The sequence below is a fragment of the Pseudomonas sp. FW305-E2 genome, from assembly GCF_058782925.1.
The window spans coordinates 32,412-45,262 of the sequence record NZ_JBYSYE010000004.1 but is presented as its reverse complement, the minus strand read 5'-3'; the positions used below and the strand labels follow the sequence as shown (position 1 = coordinate 45,262).

Genomic DNA, 12,851 nt, shown 5'->3' with positions numbered 1-12,851 from the left:
CGGAGCACTGCTTGTGAGCAGCCTGGTAAGGATCAGGCGAAAACGGTGACGGTCTGCCGGCTCAAGGCCAACAACTCGCCCTGCGCCGTCCACAACGCTGCGGCAGCATGACCATAGCCATCCCGCGCATGTTCGGTCTCCACGCAGTACCGGCACCATTCCTGGGTCGAAAGCTTCGCCGTTGGCTGGATGAACTCGATGGTCCAGGTCAGCGTACTGCCCGCAGCGGGCTGCTTGAGAAACGGCATAAGGCTGGGCGGCCACGCATCCACCAACGCCAGCAAGTGCGCCTCGTTCACCGGCTCGTCAGCCACATCCCGCAAACGCACCCAGCCGCCCATCTTGCGCGACTGATTGCCACTGAACGGCAGCCCGCCTACTGCCCAGCGCAGGGCCACATGGTGCATGAACTCCGGGGTGACGCCTTTGATATAGGGCAACTCCGGGGCCGCTTCTTCGAGCGCAGGCATTTCAATGGCCGGTAACGCCGGCACTTCGACCACCGAAGGGCGGCCCGCACCGAAATTGCCCTGCACCAAAGTCACCACCTGGCCATCCTGAACCGCGCGGCCCAGCAACGTGCTAACCGCCTTGCCTTCGCGCAAAACCTCCACCTCGAAGCGGATGGGCACATCCGCCGCCGCGGGTGCCACGAAGCTGATGGCCAATGAGCGTACCGGGCGGTTGTCGCTGATCTTGAGGCGCATGATTTCATAGACCATAGCCGCCATCAGCCCGCCAAAGGCAGCGCGCCCCTGGGCCCAGCTGGGCGGAATGCTGACCGAATCCGGGTTGGCCCGTACGGCGTCGAGGAGTTGGTTGAAATTCATTGGCCGGCTCCTGCCTGCAAAGAAAAAGTCCGCTCATCCTAGCCAGCAAACGCCGGGCAATCAGCCCGCATATCGGTCATTTTCCGTGATAACGCCGCGCCAGCGCCTCTTGCAGGGCGTCCAGCGTCACATCTGACTGGCGCTCCGCCTCATGCAACCCCTGCTCCCAACCAGCCTTGCAGGGGAGCAGGTCGGCATGATCGCGGGCTTGCAGCAGCCATTGCAGGCGGTCGTGCCAATCCCCCAGGTTGCCCTGTGCCTTTTTCAACAGACGTTGCAGTTTCTTCCCAGCGTGATCGAGTTGCGGGTAGGCCTCATCGCCATAGCGCGCACGCTTGATCAGCAAACGCAGGCGGTGGCGATCGTGAGCCGGGTCCTGCAACGCTTTGTGCAACTTGCGCCACTGCTTGACCAGGCGCTTGTCGATGCGTTTGCCCAGCGACTTGACCAGCCCCTCCCGGCCCGCCGCTCGCAGGAACAATGGAAAGGCGTCGAGAATTGCCAATACCCTGGCCAGCTGTGGGCTGGCAGCGACACTGGCGAAAGTCCTGTCTCGCCCCTCCAGACGCCGCTGGCCGGCTGCCGCATGACCGCGCCCGATCAGCTCGGCCGCCAGCACCTCGCGATCACGCAGCGGCGTGGTAAGGGTCCCCAGCGAACGTGCAGCATCCTCCAGCTGCTCCACGCCAGGCAGCCCACGCAGCGGCCTCAGCAGACTGCGCAGGCGCCGCAAGGTGATACGCAGGTCGTGCAAGGCCTCGCTGTCGGTATTGGCAGCCAGGCGTTCACGACAGGCCAGCAAGCGCACCTGCAAGGTCAGTATCTGGGCAACGACATGGTCGAGCATGGCTGACATACGATGCTCCCTGTTCAGCGCCCGGCGCGAGATTCACGAATGTAGAACCGCGCCTTTTCGGCTTTGCGGGTACAGCTTTCGTAGCCTTCGAACTGCTGCTGGGTCTTGGCCCCGGTCAGCAGTGACAAGGCTTTGGAATAACTTACAGCACCGGCAAAGCCTTCGGCCTTGGCCAGGTCCAGTTCCTTCCAGGCGGCATCCAGCTGGGTCGCGCAGCTGTCACGGTAGGCCGTCTTGCCCGCGCAGCCAGCTAGGGCCAAGGCAATCAGTGGAAGGCAGATCCAGGCTTTCATCAGTAATACCTCTATGGAAAAACAGTGGCTGTTCGACGCTCCGACAGCTGGAAAGTGCCATGCCCAGCCGGCTTTGCCTGGCCAGTTTTATTACAGTAGCTCAGCACGATCTACATTGAAGCACAGGCAGCGATGGGTGCATTGTAGGACCATGATGGCACTGGCCGGGGAAAGTTCATGAGCAAACGTGTGGCACTGGTACTGGGATCGGGCGGCGCCCGAGGGTATGCGCACATCGGCGTGATTGAGGAAATCGAGCGCCGCGGCTACGACATAGCCTGCGTCGCAGGGTGTTCCATGGGCGCGGTGATTGGCGGTATCTATGCCGCCGGCAAGCTGGACGAGTATCGCAACTGGATCGAAAGCCTCGACTACCTGGATGTGCTGCGCCTGGTCGACGTCAGCTTTCGCCTCGGTGCGATTCGCGGCGACAAGGTGTTCGGGCAGATCCGCAAGATCGTCGGCGAGATAAACATCGAGCAACTGCGCATACCCTACACCGCAGTGGCCGCCGACCTTACCAACCAGCAGGAAATCTGGTTCCAGGAGGGTTGCCTGCATCAGGCCATGCGCGCCTCAGCGGCCATTCCCAGCCTGTTCACGCCAGTGATGCAAGGCAACCGCATGCTTGTCGACGGTGGCATCCTCAACCCGCTGCCAATCGTGCCGGTGGTGTCCAGCCATTGCGACCTGATCATCGCGGTCAACCTCAACGCCACCAACCAGAAGCAGTACCAGTTGCCGGTGATCGAGCGCCCGGCGGCATTCAAGATGCGCTTTGACGCCTTGTTGAGCTCGCTGGGTTCACGCTTGCCATTCCGGCGCAAACCGGCGGAAGAGCTGATCCGCATCGAAAAGGAAATCGTCGCCGAGGGGTTGGCACCGCCAAGCCCGTGGCTTGCCGACAGCGCCGACCCGGAAAACCAGCAACCGGCAGCGGCCCCGGAGCGCGAGGGCGCACCGAAGTCGGCCACCGGCTCTTTCATCATCGACAACGTGGGGCCAGCCTCGCTGTTGGACTTGATCAACCAGAGCTTCGAGGTCATGCAGACTTCGTTGGCACAGTACAAGATTGCCGGCTATCCACCGGATGTGCTGATCAACGTGCCCAAGCGGGTGTGCCGGTTTTTCGAGTTCTACAAAGCGCCGGAGCTCATCGCCCTGGGGCGAGAGATTGCACGCGATACGCTGGACAGTTATGAAGGGGTGAAGCGGTAGCACCTGGTTGGCGTCGCCCCTGAAGGCGGTGTGGTCTTCGACAATGACCGTGCTCGCGGCTGGCAAAAACGAAACAGGCCGCACGAGGCGGCCTGTTTCTTCATGCAACGAACACCTTAGTAACGGGTGATGTCTGCATTGGCTTCCAGCTGCTTGCGGTAAGCCGCAAAGTCCTGCTGGCCAGCACGGGACGCGAGGTAGCGGCGAATCTGCTGCTTCTCTTCGTCGGTGGCGGTAGCGCCGTCGTTCACACCCTTGAGCTGCAACACCACCAGGCTTCCGTCACGCAGCACCACACTGCCATACACAGGCTTGTCCTTGGCTTGCGGCTTGCCCAGACGGAACAGTGCCTGCAGTTCGGCCGGGTCAATACCGTCCTCGCCACGGGTGACTGCTTCATAGGCTTTCCAGCCTTGGCCTTCGTGAACGCTGCCTGCTGCGATGGAACCGTCACGCAGGCCGGCAATCAGCTTGTCTGCCTTGGCCTTGAGTTCGGCAGTCGCCTTCTCTTTGGCCAGGTGCTCCCTGATGTTCTTGGCCACAGCGTCCAGCGGCAGTTGCTCTGGTTTGCGGTGTTCCTTGACGCGCAGCACCACGGTGGTCTCAGGGTCGAGCTCGATGGCGGTGCTGTTGGCACCCTCATCCAGCACTTCTTCAGAGAACGCCGCCTGCACCACCGCACGGTTGGCGGTAATGCCTTCACCGCCCTCACGGCCGAAGGCCGCGGAGGTGTGCACCTTGAGGTTCAGGTCCTGGGCCGGCTGGGCCAGGTCGGAAGCCTCGTAGGCAGCATCCTGCAGTTGCTTGCTGGCGTCGACATAACGCTGCTCGACCAGCGGCATCTTCAGATCGCGGGTCAGTTTGTCCTTCAGGCTGGCGAAGCTCGGTACTTCTGGCGCCTGGACGCCCAGCAGCTTGATCAGATGGTAGCCAAACTCGGTGCGCACCGGAGCAGATACCTGGCCATTCTGCAGCTGGTACAGCGCCTCTTCGAAGGCCGGGTCGTATACGCCCGGGCCGGCAAAGCCGAGGTCACCACCGCTGGTGGCGGAGCCTGGGTCCTGAGAGAACTCTTTGGCCAAAGCGGCAAAGTCCTCACCCTTGGCCAGACGCTGCTCGATCTCTTCGGCGCGGGCCTTGGCCTGGGCGTCGGTGACCTTGTCGTTGACCTCGATGAGGATGTGCGCGGCATGACGCTGCTCGGCCAGGTTGGCGATTTCCTTCTCGTACTGGGCCTTGAGCTCTTCGTCGGTCACTTTGACCTGATCGAAGAACGCCGACTTCTTCAGCTCGATGTAGTCGATCACGACCTGGTCAGGCGACATGAACTCCTTGGCGTGCTGGTCGTAGTGCGCCTTGACCTCTTCGTCGCTGACCTTGACTGCGGCCGGGTCGGCCTTGAACGTCAGGGAGGCGAAGTCGCGGGTCTGCTTCTCTAGGCGAGCAAAAGCATCGACCTGTTGATCGGTGACGAAGCTGCTGCCGGCCAGGCCGGTGCGCAGTTGGCCGATGAGCATTTCCTCGCCGAGCATCTCGCGGAACTGCATGCGACCGTAGCCCATCTGGCGGATCACCTGGTCGAAACGGTCAGCGCTGAACTTGCCGTCCACCTGGAACTCAGGGGTCTGCAAGATCACCTGATCCAGCGCGGCCTCGGAGAATGCGAACTTGGCATCCTCAGCACCTTGCAGCAGCAGCTTGCGGCTGATCAGCCCCTTGAGTGCCTCCTCTCGCAGCAACTTGTCATCCAACAGCGCCGGGTCGAAATCCTTGCCCAACTGTTGCATCAGTTGACGGCGCTGCATGTCGGCCGCCTGGCTCAGCTCGTTCTGGCTGATGGTCTGGCCGTTCACCTTGGCGGCGTCCTGGCTATGAGTGGCGGCCTGGAAAATGGCTTCGAAACCGGTCAATGCCATCAACACGACGATAAGGCCGATGATGGTCTTGGCAATCCAACCTTGTGAATTGTCCCTGATATTTTGCAGCATGCGTCCCCCAGAAACGGCTGTACCACTGCGTCGACAACCGCGGAGCGTGGGTAGAATCCTGATAAAAGAAAGGCGCATCCGAGGATGCGCCTTTTCTTAGCAAACGTGTCAGGCGGGAACGTTTGCGCCCCGCCATCACCGTGCTCGGACCAGGCCAGGCCGGGTCCGGCTGAAAGACGACTTAGTTGACGGCGTCTTTCAGGCCTTTGCCTGCCTTGAAACCTGGAACCTTGGCGGCTTCGATCTTGATTGCCTTGCCGGTTTGCGGGTTGCGGCCGGTACGCTCGGCGCGCTCCTTGACCGAGAAGGTACCAAAGCCAACCAGTACCACATCGTCACCTTGCTTCAGGGCGCCGGTGACGGATTCGATGACTGCGTCCAGCGCACGGCCGGCTACAGCTTTCGGGATGTCTGCAGATGCGGCGATAGCGTCAATCAGTTCCGACTTGTTCACTCTAAGTCCCCTTATTTCTCTATTGAGTTTGTTTCTAAGTATGTAATGAAAAGCTTATGAAACGTGTGCTGGGAGGCATGGCGACAATAACGTGCCGCTTTATAGCAAGGCGCCGAAAATACTGTCAAGGAAAGCCCCCCAGCCAAAAACTACTAATGCGTGCTGATTCTTTCCTTAGCATCGCCGTCGCGCTTCTCGTCTTTCGCGACAATCTCCGGAGCCACATCTGGCAAGGGCTCCGGGGCGTATTGCAGCGCAATTTGCAGGACTTCGTCAATCCATTTGACCGGTTTGATCTGAAGATCCTGTTTGATATTTTCAGGAATCTCCTTGAGATCGCGAACATTCTCCTCGGGAATGATCACCGTCTTGATCCCTCCACGGTGTGCCGCCAGCAGTTTTTCCTTCAGCCCGCCAATGGCCAATACCTGGCCACGCAAGGTGATTTCGCCGGTCATGGCCACGTCGGCACGTACCGGAATCTGCGTCAGCGCCGACACCAGTGCGGTGCACATTCCGATACCGGCACTTGGGCCGTCCTTCGGCGTGGCGCCCTCAGGCATGTGAATGTGCACGTCATGCTTCTCGTGGAAGTCGGCAGCAATCCCCAGGCTGCGGGCGCGGCTGCGCACCACGGTCTGCGCGGCGGTAATCGACTCGACCATGACATCGCCCAGCGAGCCGGTCTTGATCAACTGGCCCTTGCCGGGGATGACCACGGCCTCGATGGTGAGCAACTCGCCACCCACCTGGGTCCACGCCAGGCCGGTTACCTGGCCGATCTGATCCTGCTGCTCGGCCAGGCCATAGCGGAACTTGCGCACGCCCAGCAGGTGCTCCAGCTGCTCGCTGGCCACCTTGACCTTGACCTGCTTCTGCCCGGTATGTTCCTTGACCACCTTGCGGCAGACCTTGGCAATTTGCCGCTCCAGGCCCCGCACACCGGCTTCACGGGTGTAGTAGCGGATGATGTCGCGAATCGCCGAGATGTCGACGTCCAGCTCTTCCTTCTTCAAGCCGTTGGCCTTGACCTGCTTGGGCACCAGGTACTTGACCGCGATGTTGATCTTTTCGTCCTCGGTGTAGCCAGGCAGACGGATGACTTCCATCCGGTCCAGCAGCGCCGGCGGGATGTTCATCGAGTTCGAGGTGCACAGGAACATCACGTCCGAGAGGTCATAGTCGACCTCCAGGTAGTGGTCGTTGAAGTTGTGGTTCTGTTCAGGGTCGAGCACTTCCAGCAGTGCCGAAGCGGGGTCACCGCGCATGTCGCTGCCCATCTTGTCGATCTCGTCGAGCAGGAACAACGGGTTGCGCACGCCCACCTTGGTCATCTTCTGGATCAGGCGACCCGGCATGGAGCCGATGTAGGTACGGCGGTGGCCACGGATCTCGGCCTCGTCACGCACGCCACCCAGGGCCATGCGCACGAACTTGCGGTTGGTGGCGGCAGCGATCGACTCGGCCAGCGAGGTCTTGCCGACACCGGGTGGCCCGACCAGGCACAGCACCGGACCGCGGATCTTCTTGACGCGCTTCTGCACGGCAAGGTATTCGAGGATGCGTTCCTTGACCTCTTCCAGGCCATAGTGATCGGCATCGAGGATTTCCTCGGCCTTGGTCAGGTCCAGACGCACCTTGCTCTGAGCCTTCCACGGCACCTGCACCAACCAGTCGAGGTACGAGCGCACCACGGTAGCTTCGGCCGACATCGGAGACATTTGCTTGAGCTTGTTCAGCTCCGCCTGAGCCTTGGTCAAGGCATCTTTAGGCAGACCTGCGGCTTCGATGCGCTTTTTCAGCTCTTCGACTTCATTGTGGCCTTCATCACCATCGCCAAGTTCTTTCTGAATGGCCTTCATCTGCTCATTCAGGTAGTACTCGCGCTGGCTGCGCTCCATCTGCTTCTTGACCCGGCCGCGAATGCGCTTTTCGACCTGCAGGAGGTCGATTTCGGCATCCAGCAGTGCCAGCACGTGCTCGACACGGGTCGTCAAGTCGACGATTTCAAGAATTTCCTGCTTCTGCTCGATCTTCAGGGCCATGTGCGCGGCCATGGTGTCGACCAGGCGCCCTGGCTCGTCGATGCTGTTCAGCGAAGACAGCACTTCGGCAGGCACCTTCTTGCCCAGTTGAACGTATTGTTCGAACTGTGACAGCAGCGTGCGCACGAACACTTCCGACTCGCGCTCGGCAGTGTCGGTTTCGTCGATCAGGGAGACTTCGGCACGGATGTGCCCTTCAACTTCGGAGAAGCGCTCGACCGCACCCCGCTGTTCGCCTTCGACCAGCACCTTGACGGTGCCATCAGGCAGCTTCAGCAGTTGCAGCACGGTGGCAACGGTACCGACGCGGTACAGGGCGTCCTCACCCGGATCGTCGTCGGCTGGGTTCTTCTGGGCCAGCAGAAGGATCTGCTTTTCGCCCGTCATCGCCGCCTCGAGGGCTTCGATGGACTTTTCGCGCCCCACGAACAGCGGGATAACCATGTGCGGGTAAACAACGACATCGCGCAATGGCAAAAGAGGCAAGTCGAGGGTGGTCTTCATGATTTCGCCTCTACAGCGGCCTTATGGCCGGAAACCGGTGGAAATGATGCTTGGACCTAATGTGGGGGCACGCTTGAGAAATTACAAGCGCTTGCACAGGAAAAGCAGAAAGGGGCCCGTAGGCCCCCTTCTTGCTTGCAACCGAGAACCGGCCATTGCCTGAATCAGGCGTCTGGCGCGGCTTTGGCTTGCGGTTCGCTGTTTTCGTAAATCATCAGCGGCTGCGAGGTACCTTCAATGACGCTCTCGTCGATAACCACCTTGCTGACATCCTTTTTCGAAGGAATCTCATACATGGTATCGAGCAGCACGCCTTCGAGGATCGAACGCAGGCCACGAGCGCCAGTCTTGCGCTCCAGGGCCTTGCGTGCAACGGCCTTGAGCGCATCGCTGCGGAACTCGAGGTCGACGCTTTCCATCTCGAACAGCTTGGCATACTGCTTGGTCAGGGCATTCTTCGGCTCGGTGAGGATCTGCATCAACGCAGCCTCATCCAGCTCGTCGAGGGTAGCCAGTACCGGCAGGCGGCCGACGAATTCCGGAATCAGGCCAAACTTGACCAGATCGTCCGGCTCGACCTCACGCAGGGACTCACCAACCTTCTTGCCCTCTTCCTTGCTGCGCACTTCGGCACCAAAACCGATGCCGCCTTTGGTGGAGCGGTTCTGGATGACCTTTTCCAGGCCCGAGAACGCACCACCGCAGATGAACAGGATGTTGCGGGTATCAACCTGCAGGAATTCCTGTTGCGGGTGCTTGCGGCCGCCTTGCGGCGGGACCGAGGCCACGGTGCCTTCGATCAGCTTCAGCAGTGCCTGCTGCACGCCCTCGCCCGAGACATCACGGGTAATGGACGGGTTGTCCGACTTGCGCGAGATCTTGTCGATTTCGTCGATGTAGACAATGCCCATCTGGGCCTTTTCCACGTCGTAGTCGCACTTCTGCAACAGCTTCTGGATGATGTTTTCGACGTCCTCACCCACATAACCGGCTTCGGTCAGGGTGGTGGCGTCAGCAATGGTGAACGGTACGTTCAACAGGCGTGCCAGGGTTTCGGCGAGCAGGGTCTTACCCGAGCCGGTCGGCCCGATGAGCAGGATGTTGCTCTTGCCCAGTTCGACTTCGTCACCCTTCTTGTCACGCTGGTTCAGGCGCTTGTAGTGGTTGTACACCGCTACGGCCAGCACCTTCTTCGCGCGCTCCTGACCAATCACGTACTGGTCCAGGATGCCGCTGATTTCTTTCGGCGAAGGCAATTTGTGCGCGCTGCTCTCGGCCTGGGCTTCCTGCACCTCCTCACGGATGATGTCGTTGCACAGGTCGACGCACTCGTCGCAGATAAATACCGAGGGCCCGGCAATCAGTTTGCGCACTTCGTGCTGGCTTTTGCCGCAGAAGGAGCAATAAAGCAATTTGCCGCTGTCCTCGCCGTTACGGGTGTCAGTCATTCGATCGATCCAATCCGGTAGGCTTGCAACACAAGATGAAGGCAATTGCGGGCTTTTTCAAGTCCGCAGGTAGGCGCTTTCGACGCCCACCTGCTCTGACCCCCCGGTTCAGGAGGCCAGTTGCCGCTTGTCATAGACCGAGTCGATCAGGCCGTACTCGGCTGCGCGCGAGGCGCTCATGAAGTTGTCACGCTCGGTGTCACGCTTGATGGTTTCGAGATCCTGGCCGGTGTGATAGGCCAGCAGCTCGTTCAGACGGGCCTTGATATTGAGGATTTCCTGGGCGTGGATCTCGATATCGGTGGCCTGACCCTGGAAGCCGCCCAGCGGCTGGTGGATCATCACGCGCGAGTTAGGCAGGCAATGACGCTTGCCCTTGGCACCTGCCGCCAGCAGGAAGGCGCCCATGCTGCAGGCCTGGCCGATGCAGATGGTCGAAACGTCCGGCTTGATGAACTGCATGGTGTCGTAGATCGACATGCCGGCGGTGACGGAACCGCCCGGCGAGTTGATGTACAGATGGATATCCTTGTCCGGGTTTTCCGCCTCAAGGAACAGCAGTTGCGCAACGACGAGGTTGGCCATGTAGTCCTCTACCGGGCCAACCAGGAAGATCACTCGCTCCTTCAACAGGCGCGAGTAGATGTCGTAAGCGCGTTCGCCACGGGCGGACTGCTCGATAACCATCGGGACCAGGCCGCCTGCGGCCTGGATGTCAGAGCTCTGCTGAATATAAGAATTGCGGGACATGTCCTGCGCTCACTCCCAAATAGTCATGGCTTGAATACGCACAAGCCAGCTCGAAGGCTGGCTTGTGGAGGTTTCCTACGAGAGAAGACCGTTACTCAGCAGCGGCAGGCGCCTCGGCTGGTTTGACGGCTTCTTCGTACGAGACCGATTTGTCGGTCACAGTCGCTTTCTGCAGAACAGTATCTACAACTTGTTCTTCCAGCACAACCGAACGCACTTCGTTCAGTTGCTGGTCGTTCTTGTAGTACCAGGCGATGACCTGCTCAGGCTCTTGGTAAGCCGAAGCCATTTCTTCGATCATCTCGCGAACCTTGGCGTCGTCCGGCTTCAGCTCGAACTGCTTGACCACTTCGGCCACGATCAGGCCCAGCACGACGCGGCGCTTGGCTTGCTCTTCGAACAGTTCGACTGGCAGCTGCTCAGGCTTGATGTTGCCACCAAACTGCTGAACAGCCTGCACGCGCAGACGGTTGACTTCGTTTTCCAGCAGGGCCTTTGGCACTTCGATCGGGTTGGCGGCCAGCAGACCGTCCATGACCTGGTTCTTGACCTTGGTCTTGATCGCCTGACGCAGCTCACGCTCCATGTTCTTGCGAACTTCGGCGCGGAAGCCTTCCAGCGTCGATTCCTTGATGCCGAACTGGGCGAAGAACGCTTCGTTCAGTTCTGGCAGTACAGGTGCCGAAACGCTGTTGACGGTGATGGTGAACTCGGCGGCTTTGCCAGCCAGGTCCAGGTTCTGATAGTCCTCTGGGAAGGTCACGTTGACAACGCGCTCTTCGCCAGCCTTGGCGCCTACCAGGCCCTCTTCGAAGCCTGGGATCATGCGGCCGGAGCCCAGCACCAGCAGGGTGCCCTTGGCCGAACCACCGGCAAACGCTTCACCGTCGACCTTGCCGACGAAGTCGATGTTGACCTGGTCGTCATTCTGCGCAGCGCGCTCGACGGCCTCGAAGCGGGTGTTCTGCTTGCGCAGCACTTCCAGCATGTTGTCCAGGTCACTGTCAGCCACTTCGGCGCTCAGGCGCTCGACCTTGATCGACTCGAGGCCCGCAACAGTGAACTCAGGGAACACTTCGAAGATGGCGACGAACTCCAGATCCTTGCCCTTTTCGAAGGACTTGGGCTCTACAGCCGGGGCGCCAGCCGGGTTCAGCTTCTGCTCGACGATGGCTTCGTAGAAGGAGGCCTGGACCAGGTCACCGAAAGCCTCTTGACGAGCGTCCGCCTCGAAACGCTGACGGATCACGGTCATCGGTACTTTACCAGGACGGAAGCCCGCAATCTTGGCGCGCTTGGCAGTCTGCTGCAGACGCTTGTTGACTTCGTTCTCGACGCGCTCGGCCGGAACGGCGATGGTCATGCGGCGCTCGAGAGCGGAAGTGTTTTCAACAGAAACTTGCATGGATATTCCTCGTTGCACAGACGTTAGCCGGCGTTAGCCCGACTCCAGAATCAAGGGCAAACATTCTAGTGAGTCACGCAGCAGAAGTCACCCCACACGGGACGACTGAAAACAACGCCGGTCGATTAACTTTCAAGGCCCGCACGGCACAGCGCCAGGCCTGCTTCCAACAGGGGCTGCACGGCGCCGGAGGGCGGCCTGCAGCCGAAATACTTTGTCAAACAACTACCCGCAACGCATTCGCCTCCTTTATTGAGGATCAATGTCGTTGAACTGGCAGTATTCCTCCCATTCCAGCCCCAGCGCCTCAGCCACTTCACGGTGCGTTTCCAGGCGCATGGCCTGCAACTGCTCCGGGGACTCAGCAATCAATTGCAGCGCCAGCTCCCAGGGCTCAATGCCCTGCTCCTCGGCGGCATCCTCGAACGCCCACTCGATCTGCTGGGCCTGTTCGCGCGCATCCAGCTCGCGGATCTCCTCGAGCAACTGCGGATTGGCGTCGGCAAAGCGCTGCAGCGCCAGGGCCTGACGGGCTTCTTTTGCAATCATCGTGATGTCCTTTGCCGGCCGAACAGGCCGGTGTTTCAACCGGCTGAAATCTAACAGCTTTTATTGGGGTGCCACCAGAGGATTACAAGGGGCAGGAGGTGTTTTGGCTGAGGCGCGGCTCATCACCGCTACGCAGACCCAAAACAAAAAGGCGCCCGATCTCACGATCAAGGCGCCTTTCAGGAATATGGGGTGGACGATGGGAATCGAACCCACGACAACTGGAATCACAATCCAGCGCTCTACCAACTGAGCTACGCCCACCATATTGCGGTCTTGCGGTACAACCTTACAGAAGCATGGTGCGGACGAAGAGACTCGAACTCTTACAGCTTGCGCCGCTGGAACCTAAATCCAGTGTGTCTACCAATTTCACCACGTCCGCGTAACGCTTAAAACAAAGGCGCCAGATGCTATCGAGGCGCCCTTGAAAAATATGGGGTGGACGATGGGAATCGAACCCACGACAACTGGAATCACAATCCAGCGCTCTACCAACTGAGCTACGCCC

General features: G+C 60.0%; 11 protein-coding genes and 2 tRNA genes. 1 reads left to right on the top strand and 12 read right to left on the bottom strand.

Going from position 1 to position 12,851, the window contains the following annotated elements; translation table 11 throughout:
* Window positions 1-32: 32 nt before the first annotated feature.
* From AC3WLP_RS05360 to AC3WLP_RS05350, 3 genes are all read right to left on the bottom strand, one after another.
* A complete protein-coding gene (locus tag AC3WLP_RS05360) occupies window positions 33-830 on the bottom strand; it encodes an acyl-CoA thioesterase (RefSeq protein WP_088512911.1) in 798 nt (265 codons plus the stop codon).
* 76 nt (window positions 831-906) lie between these two features.
* Entirely contained in the window at window positions 907-1,686 is a 780-nt protein-coding gene (locus tag AC3WLP_RS05355; protein ID WP_014753843.1) for a CHAD domain-containing protein, read from the bottom strand.
* 14 nt (window positions 1,687-1,700) lie between these two features.
* Window positions 1,701-1,979 (bottom strand): lipoprotein, encoded by a 279-nt coding sequence (locus AC3WLP_RS05350; RefSeq protein WP_003250254.1) that lies wholly within the window; start codon window positions 1,977-1,979, stop codon window positions 1,701-1,703.
* A gap of 177 nt (window positions 1,980-2,156) precedes the next feature.
* On the opposite strand from AC3WLP_RS05350, the gene AC3WLP_RS05345 reads away from it, so the two are divergent.
* Window positions 2,157-3,197 (top strand): patatin-like phospholipase family protein, encoded by a 1,041-nt coding sequence (locus AC3WLP_RS05345; protein WP_003250250.1) that lies wholly within the window; start codon window positions 2,157-2,159, stop codon window positions 3,195-3,197.
* A 116-nt stretch (window positions 3,198-3,313) separates the two neighbouring features.
* Here AC3WLP_RS05345 and AC3WLP_RS05340 read toward each other — a convergent pair whose 3' ends face one another.
* The 9 genes from AC3WLP_RS05340 to AC3WLP_RS05300 all read right to left on the bottom strand — a co-directional run bounded on the left by AC3WLP_RS05340 (window position 3,314) and on the right by AC3WLP_RS05300 (window position 12,725).
* Window positions 3,314-5,185 carry a SurA N-terminal domain-containing protein gene (locus tag AC3WLP_RS05340; RefSeq protein WP_003250248.1) on the bottom strand — a complete coding sequence of 624 codons (1,872 nt, stop codon included), beginning with the start codon at window positions 5,183-5,185 and terminating at the stop codon, window positions 3,314-3,316.
* A 181-nt stretch (window positions 5,186-5,366) separates the two neighbouring features.
* Window positions 5,367-5,639, bottom strand: a complete 273-nt coding sequence (gene hupB, locus AC3WLP_RS05335; RefSeq protein WP_003250246.1) for a nucleoid-associated protein HU-beta — start codon at window positions 5,637-5,639, stop codon at window positions 5,367-5,369.
* A 152-nt stretch (window positions 5,640-5,791) separates the two neighbouring features.
* On the bottom strand, window positions 5,792-8,188 hold the full coding sequence (gene lon, locus AC3WLP_RS05330; RefSeq protein ID WP_012053069.1) for an endopeptidase La: 2,397 nt from the start codon (window positions 8,186-8,188) through the stop codon (window positions 5,792-5,794).
* Window positions 8,189-8,352: 164 nt separating this feature from the next.
* Window positions 8,353-9,636 (bottom strand): ATP-dependent Clp protease ATP-binding subunit ClpX, encoded by a 1,284-nt coding sequence (clpX, locus tag AC3WLP_RS05325; protein WP_003250242.1) that lies wholly within the window; start codon window positions 9,634-9,636, stop codon window positions 8,353-8,355.
* 108 nt (window positions 9,637-9,744) lie between these two features.
* Window positions 9,745-10,386, bottom strand: a complete 642-nt coding sequence (gene clpP, locus AC3WLP_RS05320) for an ATP-dependent Clp endopeptidase proteolytic subunit ClpP (protein ID WP_003259400.1) — start codon at window positions 10,384-10,386, stop codon at window positions 9,745-9,747.
* A 91-nt stretch (window positions 10,387-10,477) separates the two neighbouring features.
* Window positions 10,478-11,791, bottom strand: coding sequence for a trigger factor (gene tig / locus AC3WLP_RS05315; RefSeq protein ID WP_003250238.1), 1,314 nt, complete (start codon window positions 11,789-11,791; stop codon window positions 10,478-10,480).
* Between the two features lie 249 nt (window positions 11,792-12,040).
* On the bottom strand, window positions 12,041-12,340 hold the full coding sequence (locus AC3WLP_RS05310) for a DUF6388 family protein (protein WP_012053070.1): 300 nt from the start codon (window positions 12,338-12,340) through the stop codon (window positions 12,041-12,043).
* Window positions 12,341-12,528: 188 nt separating this feature from the next.
* A tRNA-His gene (locus AC3WLP_RS05305) sits at window positions 12,529-12,604 on the bottom strand.
* Between the two features lie 36 nt (window positions 12,605-12,640).
* A tRNA-Leu gene (locus AC3WLP_RS05300) sits at window positions 12,641-12,725 on the bottom strand.
* Between the last annotated feature and the right edge of the window lie 126 nt (window positions 12,726-12,851).

What these genes read in the sequence shown, in the direction of transcription:
- AC3WLP_RS05360 (WP_088512911.1), bottom strand. Translation starts at nt 830, where the DNA reads ATGAATTTCAACCAACTCCTCGACGCCGTACGGGCCAACCCGGATTCG.
- AC3WLP_RS05355 (WP_014753843.1), bottom strand. Translation starts at nt 1,686, where the DNA reads ATGTCAGCCATGCTCGACCATGTCGTTGCCCAGATACTGACCTTGCAG.
- AC3WLP_RS05350 (WP_003250254.1), bottom strand. Translation starts at nt 1,979, where the DNA reads ATGAAAGCCTGGATCTGCCTTCCACTGATTGCCTTGGCCCTAGCTGGC.
- AC3WLP_RS05345 (WP_003250250.1), top strand. Translation starts at nt 2,157, where the DNA reads ATGAGCAAACGTGTGGCACTGGTACTGGGATCGGGCGGCGCCCGAGGG.
- AC3WLP_RS05340 (WP_003250248.1), bottom strand. Translation starts at nt 5,185, where the DNA reads ATGCTGCAAAATATCAGGGACAATTCACAAGGTTGGATTGCCAAGACC.
- lon (WP_012053069.1), bottom strand. Translation starts at nt 8,188, where the DNA reads ATGAAGACCACCCTCGACTTGCCTCTTTTGCCATTGCGCGATGTCGTT.
- clpX (WP_003250242.1), bottom strand. Translation starts at nt 9,636, where the DNA reads ATGACTGACACCCGTAACGGCGAGGACAGCGGCAAATTGCTTTATTGC.
- clpP (WP_003259400.1), bottom strand. Translation starts at nt 10,386, where the DNA reads ATGTCCCGCAATTCTTATATTCAGCAGAGCTCTGACATCCAGGCCGCA.
- tig (WP_003250238.1), bottom strand. Translation starts at nt 11,791, where the DNA reads ATGCAAGTTTCTGTTGAAAACACTTCCGCTCTCGAGCGCCGCATGACC.
- AC3WLP_RS05310 (WP_012053070.1), bottom strand. Translation starts at nt 12,340, where the DNA reads ATGATTGCAAAAGAAGCCCGTCAGGCCCTGGCGCTGCAGCGCTTTGCC.